Consider the following 19732-nt stretch of genomic DNA (forward strand, 5'->3'; position numbering starts at 1 on the left):
ATGAAAGGAAGTGTAAATATGCAAAAAGAAACAATCGAAGGGTTTAGACTATCTCCGCAGCAAAGGCATTTGTGGGAGGTTCAACAAAATAATTGCAAACATTCCTATCGGGTTCAGGGTGCAATTCTTCTTGAAGGAAATCTCGAAAAAGAACTTCTTAAAACGGCGCTGCAAAAGGTGGTAAACCGGCACGAAATTCTGCACACAAACTTTCCCTGCTTGCCAGGAATGACATTACCTCTGCAAGTGATCACTAGCGCTGATGAAATTTCAGTTGCAGAACACAATTTGAGCAGTTTGCCTACTGAAGAGCAAGAATCTAAAATCGAAGAATTTATTCAAGAATTAAACCGGCTTACTTTTGATTTTGAGCGCGGCACACTTTGGCATATTTATTTACTCACTCTAGCGCCAGACAAACACCTATTGCTGGCAAACTTTTTGGCCTTAATTGCAGATAGTTATACCCTGAAAAACTTTACACGCGAACTCAGTCTTTTTTACTCAACCAGTGGGGGCGGTGAAAACCTATCTGATGAACCAATGCAATATGCAGATATTGCTGAGTGGCAAAATGAGTTACTGGAAGCCGAAGAATCAACAATCGGTAAAGAATACTGGCGGAAACTGAACATTGAATCTTTGGATTTATTAACGCTTCCTTGGCAAAAGAAGAATTCCGAAGCCGAATTTCAGCCGCAACTAGAAAAAATGACAATTCGGGGTGATTTATTTAAGCAACTAGAAATAATCACCCAAAAACATGAGAGTGAGATTCTTACATTCTTGCTGACTTGCTGGCAAATTATAATGGCGCGGCTTACCAAACAGCCAAACCTAATTATCGGTGTCGCTATCGACGGCAGAAAATATCAAGAATTAGAGCTATCACTGGGGCTGCTGTGTAAATATTTACCCCTACAGCTTGACTTGCAAAATAACTTAACTTTCGCGGAATTGTGGCGGCTAGTTGATACGAATCTCAACGAAATGCACAACTGGCAAGAATACTTTAGCTGGGAAGAAATACTGCCAAAAGATCAAAATAATAGTTTCTTCCCCGTCTGTTTTGAGTGGCAAAAACAGCCTGAAACCTACAGCAATTCTGGCGTTTCATTTTCCCTCATTCAGCAAAATTCCTGCCTAGAGCCATTCAAACTCAAACTTTCCTGCCTTCGTCGGGATAATTCTTTAATCGCAGAATTCCACTATGATTCAGCATTATTTGACGCAGAAGATATCAAGCGCTTGTCAGAGCATTTTCAGGCGTTATTAGAAAGTGCGGTGAAAAATACCCAAGCTGACATCAATCATTTAGAAATTCTGAGTGATAGCGCCCGCCGGCAAATTCTCGTGGAGTTTAACCAAACTCAAAAAAATTACCCGAATAACAAATGCGTTCATCAGCTTTTTGAAGAACAAGCAGAACGCGATCCAGACAGCATTGCCGTTGTTTTTGAAAATCACAAAATCACCTACCGGCAACTCAATGATCGCGCCAATAAACTAGCTCATCACCTGCAAAACTTGGGAGTTGAACCAGAGATAATTGTGGGAATTTGCCTCGAACGATCTTTAGAAATGATTGTGGCAATGCTGGGTATTTTAAAAGCCGGTGGAGCCTATTTACCCATCGATCCAACAACACCTAAAGAGCGTAAGGCGCTGATGCTAGGAGACGCTCAGGCAAAGGTGTTGCTCACAGAAAAACGGCTGATTGAAAGCTTACCTAAAACTCAGGCAAATATTGTTTGCATAGATTCAGAAATTCCCACTTTTTCTGACAGCTATACTGCTTGTGTTTCTGCGGAAAATTTAGCTTACATTATCTATACTTCTGGCAGCACCGGCACCCCCAAAGGCGTCGCCATTGAACACCGGCAACTGCTTAATTACCTGTACAGCATTCAGGAAAAATTAAACCTCCCAGCCGGTGCAAATTATGCCACCGTTTCCACCTTCGCCGCCGACTTAGGAAATACAGCAATTTTTCCTGCACTTTGTTTCGGTGGTTGTTTGCACATAATATCTCAAGAACGCGCAACAAATGCAGAGGCACTCGCTGAATATTTCCGCCGCAATTCTATCGACATCCTCAAAATAGTTCCCTCTCACCTAGCCGCTCTTTTAAACTCCCCGGAAGCCCAGTTTATTTTGCCTCAGAAGCGGCTAATTTTAGGAGGAGAACCTGTCAAATGGAATTTGGTTAAAAAGGTTCGGAATTTGTCTCCTAATTGCTTGGTTTTTAACCATTACGGGCCAACAGAAACGACAGTGGGAGTGTTAACTTATGCAGTGAATTTCGATAAAATAAAAGCCGATTATGACACAGTTCCGCTCGGTCTTCCAATTGCCAATACTCAGATTTATATCTTAGATTCCCATTTGCAGCCGGTGCCGGTAGGCATAACAGGTGAACTGCACATTGGTGGTGATAATTTAGCACGCGGATATCTCAATCGGCCAGAAGCTACAGCAGAAAAATTTATTCGTAATTTCTTTGACACCCAGGCAGAAAAACGACTGTATAAAACCGGCGATTTAGCGAGGTATTTACCAGATGGAAATATTGAATTTATCGGGCGAATTGACAATCAAGTAAAAATTCGAGGATTCCGCATAGAATTAGGAGAAATTGAACAAGCAATCAGGCAACATCCAGACATTGCCGAGGCTGTAGTTGTGGTGCGGGAAGAAGAAATCTCAGAAAAGCGACTCGTTGCTTATTTAGTTCCCCATCAAAAACAAACACCTACCCAGAGCGAAATTCGCAACTTTTTAATAGCAAAATTGCCTGATTACATGGTGCCTTCGGCTTTTGTAATCCTCAAAACTTTGCCTTTAACTTCTAACGGAAAAGTAGACCGGCAATCACTGCCCGCACCTGATGAAACGCGACCAGAATTGACAGGAAACTTTGTAGCACCTCGCACCAATGCAGAGCAAACTTTAGCTACTATTTGGGTGGAAGTTCTCAAAGTTAAAAAAGTCGGCATTTACGATAACTTTTTTGAGTTAGGAGGACACTCCTTATTAGCCACACAAGTAATTTCCAGAGTCCGCCAAATATTTGAAGTCGAGTTGTCTTTGCAGCGCTTATTTGAGTCTCCCACTGTCGCTGATTTAGGTGTGGCAATTACCCAAAAACAAGCCGAAAAATTGGATAGTGAAATGCTGGCTCAGATGTTAGCAGAGATGGAACAAATGTCAGAAGAAGAAATTAAACAAATTATTACCCAACAAGGAGTTAACTAATGAGTGATTTAATTGAACGTATCGCCTCTCTTTCTCCCGAAAAGCGTGAGTTGATGTTGCAGCTACTCAAGCAGAAAAAACAAAGCATTTCACCGGCAGAAATTCGCCCTCAAAGTCGAGAATCTAATTTTTTTCCTTTGTCGTTTGCTCAACAGCGGTTGTGGTTTTTTGAGCAATTAAATCCGGGCAACTTTACTTATCACATCCCCGCCGCTGTGCGCCTTAGCGGCACACTTAATTTCATCGCCCTTGAGCAAAGTTTAAATGAACTTATCAAGCGTCACGAAGTTTTGCGAACTGCCTTTACTACAATCGATGGACAACCCACTCAAATTATTACTGCAAATCAAAAAATTAAGCTTGCAGAAATTAATTTGCGTTCGCTTCCTGAAACGCAGCGTAATGGCGAAGTAGAGCGGCTAATTGTCGCAGAATCTCAACAACCTTTTGACTTATCAAAAGCACCATTATTGCGGGCTAAATTGCTGAATTTAAGCGATTCAAATTGGGTATTAATATTCAGCACACACCACATCATTTCTGATGGTTGGTCAATGGGGCTATTTATTGAGGAACTCGCCACTCTTTATCAAGCTTTTTGCATGGGGGAACCTTCCCCTCTCCCCGATTTGCCGGTGCAATATGCAGACTTTGCAAGCTGGCAACGGCAGTGGTTACAAGGAGAAGTTTTAGAAACACAACTAAGTTACTGGAAAAAACAGCTAGGCGGCAATCTTCCGGTGCTGAATTTGCCAATTGACCGGCCCCGACCGGCAGTGCAAACCTTCCGAGGTGCGGTGCATAAATTCACCATTTCTAAGGCAATTACAGAGAAGCTTAACGAATTAAGCCAGCAGGAAAGAGCCACTTTATTTATGACTTTGCTGGCAGCATTTAAAACACTGCTTTATCGCTATACAGAGCAAGAAGATATATTAGTCGGCTCCCCCATTGCTAACCGCAACCGCCGCGAAATTGAGGGATTAATTGGCTTATTTGCTAACACTTTAGTTTTCCGCACCGATCTGTCGCATAACCCAACTTTTAAAGAATTAATTGGGCGCGTGCGAGAAGTAGCCCTCGGTGCTTACAATCACCAGGATCTTCCCTTCGAGAAACTCGTAGAAATTCTGCAACCAGAAAGAGATTTAAGCCACAATCCGCTGTTTCAAGTGTTGTTTTCCCTGCGAAATGTTCAGACACCGCAGATACAACTACCCAGACTTACCTTAAGCAGTTTAGAAATAGAGCGCAAAACCGCCAGATTTGATTTAGCGCTTGACTTAGAAGAAGGCTCAGAAGGTATTAATGCAGCCCTTGAATACAGCCTAGATTTGTTTGATAGCAGCACTGCAAAGCGGATAGCTGGACATTTTTTAACCTTACTAGAAAGCATTGCTGATAATCCCGCTCAGCGCATTTCAAACTTGCCAATATTGACAAAATTTGAACGGCATCAACTACTTGCCGAGTGGAACAATACTCAATCGGAATTTCCGCAAGATAACTGCATACATCAACTATTTGAAACCCAGGCAGCACAGACACCTGATGCGATTGCTGTGGTTTTTGAAAATGAATCTCTAACTTATCGGGAACTGAACGAAAAAGCAAATAATCTCGCAAATTACTTGCAAAAAATTGGTGTCAATCCAGAAACTTTAGTGGGCATTTATGTCGAGCGTTCCCTAGAAATGGTAGTCGGACTTCTCGGCATCCTCAAAGCCGGTGGCGCTTACGTTCCCCTCGATCCAGCCTATCCGCCAGAGCGCATTGCATTAATGCTGGAAGACGCACAAATTCCCGTATTATTAACTCAGAAAAAACTGTTAAAAACGCTGCCTCAAAACAGTGCCTCTACAGTCTTTTTAGATGCAGAATGGGATGCCATATCAAGCTGCACTAATCGCGCCCTATCCATCCCAAATCCCGCCAATTTAGCCTATGTCATTTATACTTCAGGCTCAACCGGCAAACCCAAAGGAGTGCAAATTACGCACCCCTCTGTCGTCAATTTCTTAACTTCTATTCGCCAGCAACTCGCCATCACAGATCGAGATGTTTGGCTGGCAGTAACATCCTTATCTTTTGACATTGCAGCCCTAGAAATTTTCCTGCCTATTACAACAGGTTCTCGCCTCATTGTAGCCAGCAAAAGCGTCACATCTGACGGACAAAAACTGTTAGAAACCTTGCTAAATTCTGGCGCAACAGTAATGCAAGCGACTCCTGCTACTTGGAAAATGCTTTTAGCAGCAGGATGGCAGAAAAGCAATCAATTAAAAATACTCTGTGGTGGAGAAGCTTTACCTCAAAAACTCTCCGATCAATTGCTTTTACGGGGCGCTTCTGTGTGGAATTTATACGGCCCTACAGAAACCACAATTTGGTCTACTATTTATCAGCTTGATGGCAAAAAATTGGTTTCTATCGGTCGCCCCATTGCCAACAATGAAATTTATATATTAGACCGTTATTTAATGCCGGTTCCTGTAGGAGTATTTGGCGAACTACACATAGGAGGTGCAGGTTTATCAAGAGGTTATTTAAACCGGCCCGAATTAACCGCAGAAAAGTTTATTTCTAACCCCTTTGCAGAGGGCGGAATTCATGCTTCATTTATAGAGCATTCTTCATCATTAACTGTTTCAAAATACCTCTATAAAACAGGGGACTTGGCGCGCTATCTGCCAGATGGAAATATAGAATTTATCGGGCGAATTGACAACCAAGTAAAAGTTCGCGGATTTCGCATCGAATTAGGCGAAATTGAAGCGGTGATCAGCCAATACCCAACCGTGCGAGAAGTGATCGCCCTCGTTCGAGAAGACAATCCAGGTGACAAGCGTTTAGTTGCTTATATAGTTGCTAATTCCGAACTCTTGAATGGGGACAGAAACACTACTCCTAAATTCTCTGAATTTATTAATAACTTGCGCGTTTTTCTCAAACAAAAATTACCTCATTACATGATGCCTTCAGCATTTGTAATGCTGGAAGCAATGCCTTTAACGCCTAACGGAAAAATCGACCGGCGATCACTTCCTGCACCTGACACAAACACAGCAGAATTTGATAGCAATTTTGCCGAGCCTCGAACTTCAGACGAGCAAGTAATAGCAAAAATTTGGGCAGACGTTCTCCATTTAGAGCGGGTAGGAATTAACGATAATTTCTTTGAATTGGGCGGCCATTCATTGCTGGCTACTCAGGCGATTTCTCGCTTAGGAAAAGCTTTTCAAATTGACTTACCTCTACGGTTGATTTTTGAATCGCCTACCGTTGCAACTTTCAGCGAAAGTATCTCCCAATATCGGGCCGGTGAAAAACTTAAAGCTCCCCCTATTAAGCCGGTGTTGCGGGATGGAGAATTACCCCTCTCTTTTGCTCAACAAAGACTGTGGTTTCTCGACCAATTACAACCCGGAAATCCTGCCTATAATATCCCCGCAGCAGTGCGCTTGAAAGGGCCTCTCAATGTGTCGGCATTCGAGCAAAGTTTTCAGGAAGTTATCAAGCGTCACGAAGCTTTGCGAACAACTTTTAAATCAGTGGAAGGGAAACCAGTTCAGGTTATTACTTCATCTTTTAATTTCACACTTCCCATAATAAATTTAAGGCACTTATCGGAAGTTGAAAGAGAAGCCGAAGCCATGCGACTTGCCGGTGAAGAAGTGCGACAAGCTTTTGACCTCACAAAATGGCCCTTATTGCGCGTTAATTTGCTGCAATTAGACGACACAGAATACCTGCTGTTGCTGACAATACACCACATCGTTGCTGATGGTTGGTCGCTAGGAATATTAGTGCGGGAATTAGCGGCGCTTTACGAAGCTTTTTGTGCCGGTAAACCTTCTCCCCTCCCCGAACTTTCTATACAGTATGCAGACTATGCTGTGTGGCAAAGAAACTGGCTACAAGGAGAAGTTTTATCAGCAAAACTCGCGGAGTGGAAACAGCAGTTAGGTCAAATTTTGCCCCCGCTGCAATTACCCACAAAACAACCGCATCCTGCCGTTTATAATCATCAAGCTGAGATTCAAAATTTCCAGCTTTCTACGCAAGTTTCAGAAGCCTTAATCGCCCTCAGCCGTCAAGAAAATGTCACCTTGTTTATGACGTTATTAGCAGCACTTCAAACGCTGCTTTATCGTTACACAAATCAAGAGGATATTGTCGTTGGTACTGACCTGGCAAACCGCACCCAAGTGGAGACAGAAGCCTTAATTGGTTTCTTTGTCAATATCCTTGTTTTGCGAACAAATATGCGCGGTAATCCTACATTTCGGCAACTGCTTGATCAAGTCCGCGAGGTGACATTAAAAGCTTATGCTCACCAAGATTTACCCTTCGATAAATTAGTAGAAGAATTGCGTCCAGAGCGCAGTTTGAGTCAGACACCGCTGTTTCAAGTTTTGTTTGTCATGCAAAATGCGCCTATGCCGACTTTAGAACTAGCCGGTTTAACTTTAATGCCGGTGGAAATTGATAGCGGTACAGCTAAATTTGATGTGGCGTTATTCGTGTCAGAAACAGAGGGAAAAATTAACGGCAGTTGGAAATATAATTCCGACCTATTTGATAGAGAAACTATCTCTCAAATATCAAATCGTTTTGAAACCCTCTTAGGCAGCATTGTGGCGCAGCCAGACAGTCGTTTAAACACTTTAGAAATTATCCCCGAAGCTGAGAAGCAAAAACAAATTATGCAAGAAGTAAAGCGCGAAAAAAGCAATTTCAGCAAATTTAAAAGCGTCAAGCCAAAGGTAGTAGCTTTGCCGCAAGGCGACTTGATAAAAACCGAGTATCTGCACCCCGACCAACACTTTCCATTAGTAATAAAACCGGCAGTAACCGATGTTGATCTTGCAGATTGGGCAAAAAATAACCGCGAGTTTATAGAAGAAAAATTGCTCAAACATGGAGGAATTCTTTTTCGAGGATTCACCGGCCCTGTTGTTTCTGCATTCGAGCAATTTGCTCTCTCAATTTGTTCGGAATTATTTGGTGAATACGGCGATTTACCACGCGAAGGAGTTAGCGGCAAAGTGTACGGTTCAACTCCTTACCCAGCCGATAAAGCTATCTTATTTCACAGCGAAAGTTCGCACTTGCACCGCTGGCCTATGAAAATTTGGTTTTTCTGCGTTCAACCGGCCCAACAAGGCGGAGAAACCCCCATAGTTGACTGCCGAAAAATTTACCAAATGCTCAACCCGAAACTGCGAGAAAAATTTGCCGAAAAGCAAATAATGTACGTCCGCAACTACACAGATGGACTAGATGTAAGTTGGCAAGATTTCTTCAAAACCGAAGACAAATCTGTAGTTGAAAAATACTGCCGGCAAGCTGGAATAGAATTTGAATGGAAAGCCGGAAATAATTTGAGAACTCGCAAAATTCGCCCAGCAATTGCTAAGCACCCAAAAACTAAAGAAATGGTGTTTTTTAATCAACTTCCTTTGCATCATATTTCCTGTTTAGATACAGCAACTCGCGCCTCTTTACTATCCGTATTTGGAGAAGAAAACCTCCCCCGCAATGTTTATTACGGTGACGGCACTCCTATTGAAGACTCGGTAATGGAAGAAATTCAGCAAATTTACGCGCAAGTTGCTGTTAGTTTCCCCTGGCAAGCAGGAGACATCATAATGCTAGATAATATGCTTGCCGCTCACAGTCGGAATCCATTTACCGGCCCACGAAAAATTGTTGTAGCAATGGGCGAAATGATTGCAGAATCAGAAGTTTAATTTTTTATCATCTCTCGTTCCTTGCGTTTGTCTGGAAGAATAAAGTAGTGTTTGGAGAAATAGGAACAATGCAAACAATTAACGGTTTTCGGCTTTCCCCCCAACAAAAATATCTCTGGCTGTTGCAGCAAAACAGCCCTGCTTATCGCGTTCAAGCGGCTATTTTGATTGAGGGAAATCTTCAAACAGATAACCTCAAAAAAGCTTTAGAAAAAGTTAGCGAACGTCACGAAATTATTCGCACAAGCTTTCAGCGAAAAGCAGGGCTGAAAACTCCTATACAAGTTATCTCAGAACCTAGCTCTGTTTTCTGGAACTGGGTTAACTTAAGTGATGTTAATCCTCAACAGCAAGAAGCCAAAATCGCCGAGATTTTTGACCAAGAAAAGAGGGCTTTCTTTAACTTCGATCAAAATCCTATTTGGCGCTTATCTTTAATTAAACTTTCATCTGACAAACATATTTTGCTAGTCAGTTTGCCGGCACTGTGCGCTGATAATCGCACACTAAAAAATCTAGTTCAAGAAATCAGCCAGTGCTATGCAGCCAGCCTTCAAGGTGAAGAACTTTCCGATGAAGTTGTGCAATACATTCAATTTTCCGAATGGCAAAACGAACTACTCGAAGATGAGGAAGCGGCGGAAGGTAAAGAATACTGGAATCAGCAAAAATTAGCGCCGCAAGCGAGTTTAAATTTGCCCTTTGAAAATAAACTAATTGACACCCAATCTCAATTTTCACCCCAAGCTTTTGAGGTAAAATTAGACCTAGCTTTGCTGGAAAAAGTCGAAGTTATCGCCCGCCAGTACAACATCTCAGTGTCTACATTTTTGCTGACTTGCTGGAAAATTTTGCTCTGGCGTTTGACCGGCAAATCAGATATCATCGTCAGCGTATTATTCGACGGTCGAAAATACGAAGAACTAGAACCAGCGCTAGGTTTGTTTGCCAAATTTTTACCGCTGTGTAGCCATTTAAAAGAAGAGTTTTCCTTTGCTGAAGTCTTGGAGCAAGTTCAACAAAACGCTCACGAAGCATATAAATGGCAGGAATATTTTTGCCAGGAATCTCTCTCTACATTTGGTTTTGAGTTTGAAGAATATCTCGAAAATTATTCTGCTGCGGGCGCATCTTTTTCGCTCTACAAACAATATGCTTGCTGCGATTACTTCAAAGTTAAATTATCTTGTCAACGTCAAAAAGACGCGCTCAATGTTGAATTTAACTATGATCCTGCCTACCTCACAGAAAACAGCATCCGCTGTTTAGCAGACCAATTTTATACCCTCGTAGAAAGTGCAGCCAACAACCCCGAAACTGCAATTACCCAACTTGAAATTCTCAGCAAGAATGCCCGTCATCAATTATTAGTAGAATTCAACAACACAAAAATTGATTACCCGCTAAATAAGTGCGTTCATCAATTATTTGAACAACAAGCCGAGCGCTCACCAGATAGCATTGCTGCTGTTTTTGAAAATCAGCAAATTACTTACGCAGAACTTAACAATCGCGCTAACCAAATCGCTTATTATTTGCAGCAATTAGGCGTAAAGCCAGAGGTTATTGTTGGCATTTGCGTTGAGCGCTCTTTAGACGCGCTGGCTGGAATTTTAGGCATCCTTAAAGCCGGTGGTGCTTACCTGCCAATTGACTGTTCTATGCCAAAAGATCGCCTAGCATTGATGTTGCAAAATGCTCAGGCGACTGTCCTGTTAACCCAACAACATCTCATCGAAAAGTTACCAGAAACTCAGGCAAATATAGTCTGCTTAGATGCAGAAATTCCCTCTTTTTCTCCTGCTACTTCCGCCTCTCCTTCTCCTGAAAATTTAGCTTACGTTATCTATACTTCTGGCTCCACCGGCACCCCCAAAGGCGTCGCCATTGAACACCGGCAACTGCTCAATTACCTATACGGAATTCAGGACAAATTAAACCTCCCAGCCGGTGCAAATTATGCCACCGTTTCCACCTTCGCCGCCGACTTGGGACACACCGTTATTTTTCCCGCTTTGTGTTCGGGTGGATGCCTGCACATTATTTCTCAAGAACGCGCAACAGATCCTCAAGCAATTGCGGCTTATTTTCAGCAACATTCTATCGATTGTCTGAAAATTGTTCCCTCTCACCTAAAAGCTTTGTTGAGCGCTTCTAACCCCTCGCAAATATTACCCAAAAAGCGATTAATTTTCGGTGGAGAAACTTTGAATTGGAATTTAATTGAGACCATTCAAAAATACAATCCAGGCTGTTTGATATTCAATCACTACGGGCCGACAGAAACAACTGTGGGCGTGTTAACTTATCAGGTAAAAGCGCAAAATCCTGGCATTTCTGACACAGTTCCTCTCGGCGTTCCCCTGCCAAATACGCAGATTTATTTGTTAGATTCACACTTGCAGCCGGTGCCTGTAGGAGTGGCTGGTGAATTATATATTGCCGGTGCAGGAGTTGCTCGCGGCTATCTAAATCAACCTCAAAAAACAGCAGAAAAATTTATCCCCAACCCATTCAATCAAAAAGCAGAAAATCGCCTTTATAAAACTGGTGATTTGGCTCGCTATTTGCCAGACGGAAATATCGAATTTATCGGACGCATCGACCATCAAATAAAACTGCGGGGATTTCGTATTGAATTAGGGGAAATTGAAGCCTCGCTTTCTCATCATCCCTCTGTACGCGAAGCAGTTGTTTTGCTTCAAAACTCGAAACTCAGTAATCAGCGTTTAGTAGCCTATATTGTTTCTCCCTCAAAACTCGGATCTCAGGCTTCAGAATTAATTGATGATCTGCGTTCATTCCTCAAAGAAAAGCTGCCAGAATATATGATTCCCTCGGCTTTTGTTGTTCTGAAATCCTTACCACTAACCCCCAATGGCAAGATAGACCGGCAAGCACTACCAGCACCAGAAACCGCCGCCAATTTAACCGATAATTTTGTAGCGCCTCGCACTTCTGTTGAGGCAATTCTTGCCGGCATTTGGAGTCAACTACTCGCTCTTAAAAAAGTAGGAATTCACGATAATTTCTTTGATTTAGGCGGACACTCATTACTAATCACTCAGTTGTTAGCAAAAATACGCGAATCTTTTCAGGTAGAATTGCCTTTGCGTGTGTTATTTGAGGCTCCTACTGTGGCCGGTTTGGCTGAAAAAATCGAGATGAAAGAAGCGGGCAAATCTTCTGATTTCCTACCTTCCAATTTCGATATTAATGCTGAAGCTATTCTCGACTCTTCCATACATCCTGAAACTGCATTTTTGGGGCCGGTGGGTGAACCTACTCGCATTCTCTTAACAGGAGCAACCGGCTTTTTAGGAGCCTTTTTCCTCCGCGAATTGCTCCTACAAACTCAAGCAAAAATTTATTGTTTGGTGCGCTCTTCTGATGCTGAATCCGCCAAGAAACGTATCCAAACTAGCCTCGAATCTTATTCGATTTGGGACGAAAATTTAAGCCATCGTATAATGCCGGTTGCTGGAGATTTAGCTCAGCCACTTTTGGGGCTTTCCCAAGAAAAGTTTCAAGAAATGGCAAGCCTAATTGATGTCATCTATCACAATGGGGCATTTGTCAAATTTACTTATCCCTATTCATATCTCAAACCATCAAATGTTTTAGGTACTCAAGAAATTCTGCGGTTGGCGTGTCAAATTAAGCTTAAACCCGTGCATTTCGTTTCTACTGTATCCGTTTTTTCTTCAACGCAAGAAGGCAGCGTAAAGGTTATAGGAGAGGAAGACCAACTCACCCCAGGAGAAGCCCTAAAAGGCGCTTATCCTCAGAGTAAATGGGTGGCAGAAAAGTTAATTGAAATCGGGCGTTCTCGCGGAATTCCTATCAGTATTTACCGCCCAGGACGCATTTCTGGAGACAGCAAAACCGGCACCTGCAATCCCAGCGATTCATTTTCTATATTGCTTGCAGGATGTGTGCAATTAGGATGCGTACCCGATGGAAACTGGATGATGAATGTGGCGCCGGTGGATTATGTCAGCCGTGCAATTATTCACCTATCAAAGCAACAAGAATCGAGCGGCAAAAATTTCCACTTAGTCAACCCAGATTCTTTTTTATTGAGTGAATTAGTCGCTTGGATGCAAGCGCTTGGCTATCCAGTGGATCGGGTTTCTTATCCAACTTGGCAAGCAGAAATAATCAATCGCGCCGGCAATTCTCCCGATCATGCTTTATACCCCCTTGCCAGTCTTTTTTCCGAAAAACTTTCAGAAGCAAAAATGCCCCATTCAGAAGAGCTACAGTTTGATTGCAAAAATACGCTTAATGGACTTGCTAACACAGAGATTACTTGCCCGCCAGCAAACGCAAATTTGTTTCATACTTACTTTTCTCATCTCAGTGATCGTGGCTTAATTAATGCCCCTCATTACAACCTATAAGGGCGCAATGTACAACATCCTACCTGCTTAAATTTTTGGAGATTTGAAAATGAATGAATCCTTACAGCAAAAACATCTATTAGCCCTGATTGAGCGCTACACCCAACGCACAAAAACTTCTAAAAGTTTCGCCCAAAAATATCGGCCTGTTCTTGCTGATAATCGCGCTTCTGATGGGTTTCGCCTTCCTGTTAAAGAGATGTTTTATCCCCTTGTGGCAAAGCAAACCCTAGGCTCTAAAATGTGGGATATCGATGGCAATGAATACATCGACATCACGATGGGATTTGGTATCAATCTTTTTGGTCACAATCCGTCTTTTATTAAACAAGCTTTATTAGAGCAACTTGATAGCGGTTTGCAAATTGGCGCTCAAGCAGAATTGGCTGGAGAAGTTGCAGAATTAATCTGCGAACTAACAAAAATGGATCGCGTGGCTTTTTCTAACACCGGCACCGAAGCAGTAATGGCAGCCCTACGTTTAGCAAGAGCCGCAACTAAACGCAATAAAATTGCTTTATTTTCTGGTTCTTATCACGGTCATTTTGACGGAATTCTGGCAATTCAAAAAAAGATAAATGGCGATTTACAAACAATGCCAAAAGCGCCCGGAATTCCCGCTAATTTTGTTGAAAATGTTTTAGTTTTAGATTACGCAAACCCACAATCCCTGGAAATTATCAAAGCTCACCGGCACGAATTAGCAGCAGTTCTAGTTGAGCCGGTGCAAAGTCGCCGCCTCGATTTGCAGCCTAAAGAATTTCTCCACCAACTTAGAAAATTAACAAAAGAATCAGAAATTGCCCTCATTTTTGATGAAATGGTTTCCGGTTTCCGAATTCATCAAGGCGGCGCCCAAGCGTGGTTTGGCATTGAGGCAGATATCGCCACCTACGGCAAAATTGTCGGGGGTGGTATGCCCATTGGAGTTATCGCCGGAAAAGCCGCTTATATGGATAAAATTGACGGCGGTTTGTGGAACTATGGCGATGATTCTTACCCCCAGGTAGAAAAAACAATTTTTGCCGGCACTTTTTGCAAGCACCCAATGGCTTTGGCTGCTGCACGTTCTGTGCTTTATTATCTGAAAAATCAAGGCCCAATTCTTCAGCAACAGTTAAATTATCGAACTTCCCAGCTAGTCGAAACTTTGAATGCTTATTTCAAAGAAAATGAGCTTTCTGTCTGGCTTGTTAATTTCGGTTCGCAATTTCGCGCTGCGGCTTCTATTGATATAGATCCCTTCCTATTTCATTTACTGGAAAAGGGTATTTTTATTTGCGAAGGTCGTAGCTGTTTTCTCTCGACAGCCCACACAGATCAAGATATGAATCGCATCATTGAGGCGGTTAAAGAGAGCGTTCAAGAAATGCAAGAAGGAGGGTTTTTTCCGGTTCCTTCTCATCAGAAAAGCACCTGTACATCTTTAAAGTAACTTAGAACGAACGATGGGAATAATCATACAAACTAGATATCATTAGAAAATGCCTACCCTGAAGGGTAGCTAAAAATTGAGCCGAAATACCTCCTTAATTACTGATGGCGAACTAACGAATAATTAGGTAGAATTCCACCTTAATTAAATTAAAATCCATAATTTTATTGACTTTCTCCCCCTAAATTGTTTTGGGGGGAGCATAGTTCTTGATTTAGGCTAGGCGGCGGGATATCATGGAACTAAGGCAATAGAGCCGTTAATATGAGTAACCAGCATTTTTACCTAGCCAAATAATTATGGATAAAGCAATTACAGAAAATCAGGGCCGGTGTGGCAGAAAAACCTATCAAAGAATTCTCAACAACATTGAAAAGGTAATAAAAGGGCAATCAGCAGCAATCAGAAAATTGTTGTCAGCCTTTGCAAGCGGGGGGCACGTTTTGCTAGAAGATTATCCGGGTACTGGTAAAACAACCCTAGCAAAAGCCCTAGCTTTCTCGGTAGATGTAACATTTAAGCGTATTCAATTTACGCCCGATCTTTTACCTTCCGATATTTTGGGAATTTCCATGCTTGACCCCAACGAACGCACTTTTCATTTCCATGAAGGCCCGATTTTTGCTAATATTGTTTTGGCTGATGAAATCAATCGCTCCTCACCGCGAACTCAGTCAGCTTTGTTAGAAGCAATGGCAGAATTCCAAGTTAGCATTGATGGAAATTTGCGGAAACTTAAAGACCCATTTTTTGTAATTGCTACTCAAAACCCAGTAGAATCTCGTGGGACTTATCCACTTCCAGAAGCCCAAATGGATCGCTTTGCACTTCAGTTTAGTTTAGGATACATTTCGCCAGAAGACGAGGTTAACCTGCTTTCCGATCAAATTCAGCAGCATCCAATTGATGCACTTCAACCCTGTGTCCAATTAGAGGATTTAATATTATTAAAACAGCAAGTCAAACAAACGCGAATAAGCGAAGAATTGAAACGTTATATCGTCGATATTGTCAATGCCACTCGGTCAGCAGAAGGCGTACAATTAGGGGCAAGTCCGAGAGCATCCCTCGCTTTAATGAAAATTGCTCAAGCATTAGCATTGTTTGATGGCTATGAATTTGTTACACCCGAACATATCCAAGAACCGGCCATTTCAGTGATTGCTCACCGGCTAGTAATGGAACCCCAAGCGCGTTTTTCTGGAAAAACCGCCGCCAGCGTTGTTGAAGAAATTATTACAACTCTTCCTGTACCGGCCTAAAAAATGACCTACATTATTTATCAACTTTTTAGGTTCATTTCTTCCCTCGAATATTCAGCCAAAAAACGATTAACCCCCAATGGTTTAATAGTCTTAATTAGCCTAATCTTCTCAGGCATTTTTGGCTTAGACACCAATGAGAGCATGACCTATCAAATATTTACCTTCCTGTTATCAACCCTCACCATTTCAATAATTTACAGTCGTTTTTTTCGCTTCCACTATAATGCAGTGCGGATTCTGCCAAGATTTGCCACAGTTGGAATCACTCTCAAGTACCGCATTATTGTACAAAACAAAACTAACCAGACTCAAAACAGCCTAAAATTGTGGGAAAATTTTGCAGATCCGCGCCCCAATTTTAAAGAATTTATAGAAACACCCGCACCTAGTGAAGAACAACGCAATTTTCTTGATAAACACTTGGGTTATTATCGATGGCTGCGGCTAACTTCTAGGAAACAGTGCGCTACAGCTAAGGCGATAAATTTGCCTTCTCTTGCACCCCATAGCAAAACAGAAATTGTACTTGAAATTAAGCCCACCCATAGAGGCGTTATCCGCCTGACAGGTTTAACAGTAGCTAGGTCAGATCCGTTTGGGCTTTGGAATGCTTACAAGACCATTTCTTTGCCCCAATCACTGTTAATTTTACCAAAATTATATCACGTTCCACCGATTCAACTTCCGGGGTCAAGAAGATATCAATCCGGTGGTATAGCACTAGCTTCATCTGTAGGAGATTCCGAAGAATTTCGCTCTTTGCGAGAATATCGTCCCGGCGATCCTTTACGAAAAATTCATTGGAAAAGTTGGGCAAAAGTAGGCAAACCAATTGTCAAAGAAGAGCAAGATGAGTTCTTTGTTAGGCACGCCTTAATTCTCGATACTTTTCAAACCCAAAAATATAGCGAAATTTTAGAAGAGGCTATCTCAATTGCTGCTTCATTAGCCGGTGAATTTCAGACTCAAGAATCGTTATTAGATTTGATGTTTGTTGCTCAAGAAGCTTACTGCTTTACGTTTGGTCGGGGGCTGAATTCCACTGATAAAATGTTAGAAATTCTTGCCTCACTCGGAGCCTGTCGAGACAAAGATTTTGAATTTATTATTCCCGTTGTCATTGAAAAAGTTTCTCTGTTAAGCGGGTGCATCTGTATATTTTTGTGTTGGGACGAACCGAGAAAAAGATTAGTGAATTATCTTAAAAGTAGAGGCATCTCTACCTTAGTTTTAATTTTAACAAATAAAGAATCTCAATTAAAAGAATTAGATTCTCGCCTTATTAACGATGAGCTAACTAGCTTTCATCTCTTAAAATTGGGCAAAATACAAGAGGAGTTAATGAAACTATGAAAATGCCAATGTTTCTGCTGGGTACTGCTGTAATTTTTTGGGGCTGGCAAACAAAACTATGGATTGTAGCTTTGCCAATTGCCATTGTTTTAGAAGCCGCTCGCTGGTTTTCTTCTCGGTGGGATTTTTCAGATAATGATTTTAGACGCATTGCTAATCTCTGTCTGATTATTTTGTGCGGTTTACTGATTTATCTTTTGATTGTTAATCGCTCAATTTACTTTATCTATAATTTATTGAAGTGGCTTCCTCTTGTATTTTTTCCTCTCCTGCTTATTCAGGCATACTCTGTTAAAGAAAACGTAGATATACGCTCGCTATTTTTCTTCCTAGATAACAAAACAAAAAAAGAACCTCATAATGGCTTTACTGCTAATCTAAATTATCCCTATTTTGCCCTTTGTCTACTCTCCGCTAGTACCGGCAACACCAGAGATATCTCTTTTTATGCTGGGATGTTTTTAATGTCAGCCGTTGCTTTATTTTATGGGCGAACAAAAAGATTTTCACTTATAACCTGGTGTTCTCTGCTTTTAATTGCCGGTAGTATGGGCTTTATCGGCCAAATTGGACTGCATCAACTCCACTCAGCCGTATCAAATTATATGGGGGAATTATTGAGCAATTCTAGTGGACAAGAAACAGACTTTTTGAAAAAGCAAACCAAAATGGGAGAAATTGGTTTATTGAAACAGTCAAATGAAATTATTTTAAGAGTGACTCCAGAAGCCAAACAAACTCCCCCCCGACTGCTAAGAGAAGCAACTTATAATAAATACACATCTTCTACTTGGATAGCCTTAAATCCTAATTTTGCTGTCCTTCAACCAGAAAGTAATGGCAAAACTTGGCATTTAGGAAGTAAAACAGAAAATTCCTCAATGATTAATATTTTTGCCACACTCCAAAAAAATCAAGGTTTGCTAAGGCTGGCGGACGGAACTTTTCAAATTAATGAATTACCCGTCATCAAAATGGAGAAAAATAAATATGGCACAGTCAAAGTAGAAGGAAAAGTTGATTTTATTGCCTATCAAGCTTATTTTAATAATACCCTTTCTTTAGATAGTCCGCCAACTAAAGATGACCTAGAAATTCCCAAATCCGAATTATTTGCCATCAATAAAATCATCAGTCAATTGGATATCAAAGGCAAATCACCTTCCCAAATATTAGAACTCGTAGACAGATTTTTTCAAAAAAATTTCAGCTATTCTCTTAACCAAACAGCTAAAAGTAATCACCTGACACCCTTATCAACATTTTTATTAGAAACCCGCTCTGGACATTGCGAATATTTTGCCACTTCTACAGCCCTTATGTTGCGCTCTTTAGGCATTCCAGCACGTTATGCTGTTGGATATTCAGTTCACGAATTTAGCCCTTTGGAGAGCCAATATATTGTCAGAAGTCGTCATGCTCATGCTTGGACATTAGCTTATATAGCGGGAAAATGGCAAGCCTTTGATACAACCCCGGCTGACTGGATAAGTGTAGAGGATAACGCTGCTTCTCAATTGAGTTTTATTTCTGATTTATGGTCATTATTGACTTTTAAATTTTCCCTATTATTACGGCAGGGTGCCGGTAGCTATGGCTGGAAATATGGCGGCGGGCTAGTCTTGGTATTAATAATTTTTCTGGGGTGGAAATTTAGCTCTCCCAAAAAGATCCGCCGTTTAACTAAAACCTCGAAAACCTTTAAATCCAGTCAAAACAATAACATACCTGATTTGGTTTCCGAATTTTATTTAATCGAAGACAAGCTAAAAAAATTAGGATTTATTCGCCCTCCTTCCGAACCTTTAAAAAGTTGGATAAAGCGGTTAAAAAACGAACAACCAGAATTAGCTTTTATTGACGATTTGGAATCGCTGGTTGAGCTTTATTATCACATCCGTTTCGATAGAGAAAATTCCGTGAGCATTCAGCAAAGCAATAATGATGCTGAAAAAACCCGATTCAAATCTTTTATCCAATCTTGGCTTAAGAAATATTAAGGGCCGGTATTTCCTTGGTTTAAGGCTTGATGGATTCTTTCAAAAATCATCTTTAGCTACCTTCGTGACTTTGAGATCCTCGTTTTCTTTTCATAATAAGTAGAAGCACTTAATTATTTGTAGGATGGGTAGAGCGTAAGCGATACCCATCAAAGCGTTGAGAGTGTTGGGTTTCGTTCCTCTACCCAACCTACATTACATATAGAGTTTAATTAAGTTGACTTACTTAACAGACAAACGCTCTGAATGTCCATCTTCAAAGTCAGCT

Annotated in this window: 7 protein-coding genes; all 7 read left to right on the forward strand. The window is 41.4% G+C overall.

The window, feature by feature from the left end; translation table 11 throughout:
• Nucleotides 1-18 precede the first annotated feature (18 nt).
• Nucleotides 19-3255 (forward strand): amino acid adenylation domain-containing protein, encoded by a 3237-nt coding sequence (locus NG798_RS20310; RefSeq protein WP_261225528.1) that lies wholly within the window; start codon nucleotides 19-21, stop codon nucleotides 3253-3255.
• A complete protein-coding gene (locus NG798_RS20315) occupies nucleotides 3255-9008 on the forward strand; it encodes a non-ribosomal peptide synthetase (protein WP_261225529.1) in 5754 nt (1917 codons plus the stop codon). Before NG798_RS20310 ends, NG798_RS20315 begins: the two co-directional genes overlap by 1 nt.
• A gap of 68 nt (nucleotides 9009-9076) precedes the next feature.
• On the forward strand, nucleotides 9077-13411 hold the full coding sequence (locus tag NG798_RS20320) for a non-ribosomal peptide synthetase (RefSeq protein ID WP_261225530.1): 4335 nt from the start codon (nucleotides 9077-9079) through the stop codon (nucleotides 13409-13411).
• A 49-nt stretch (nucleotides 13412-13460) separates the two neighbouring features.
• Nucleotides 13461-14846 (forward strand): aspartate aminotransferase family protein, encoded by a 1386-nt coding sequence (locus NG798_RS20325; protein WP_261225531.1) that lies wholly within the window; start codon nucleotides 13461-13463, stop codon nucleotides 14844-14846.
• A gap of 299 nt (nucleotides 14847-15145) precedes the next feature.
• Entirely contained in the window at nucleotides 15146-16108 is a 963-nt protein-coding gene (locus NG798_RS20330; protein ID WP_261225532.1) for a MoxR family ATPase, read from the forward strand.
• 3 nt (nucleotides 16109-16111) lie between these two features.
• Nucleotides 16112-17464, forward strand: coding sequence for a DUF58 domain-containing protein (locus NG798_RS20335; RefSeq protein WP_261225533.1), 1353 nt, complete (start codon nucleotides 16112-16114; stop codon nucleotides 17462-17464).
• Nucleotides 17461-19464 carry a transglutaminase family protein gene (locus NG798_RS20340; protein ID WP_261225534.1) on the forward strand — a complete coding sequence of 668 codons (2004 nt, stop codon included), beginning with the start codon at nucleotides 17461-17463 and terminating at the stop codon, nucleotides 19462-19464. The genes NG798_RS20335 and NG798_RS20340 overlap by 4 nt, the downstream gene beginning before the upstream one ends.
• The last annotated feature ends 268 nt before the right edge of the window (nucleotides 19465-19732 follow it).

The sequence above is a fragment of the Ancylothrix sp. D3o genome, assembly GCF_025370775.1.
In the GTDB taxonomy this organism is placed as follows: domain Bacteria; phylum Cyanobacteriota; class Cyanobacteriia; order Cyanobacteriales; family Oscillatoriaceae; genus Ancylothrix.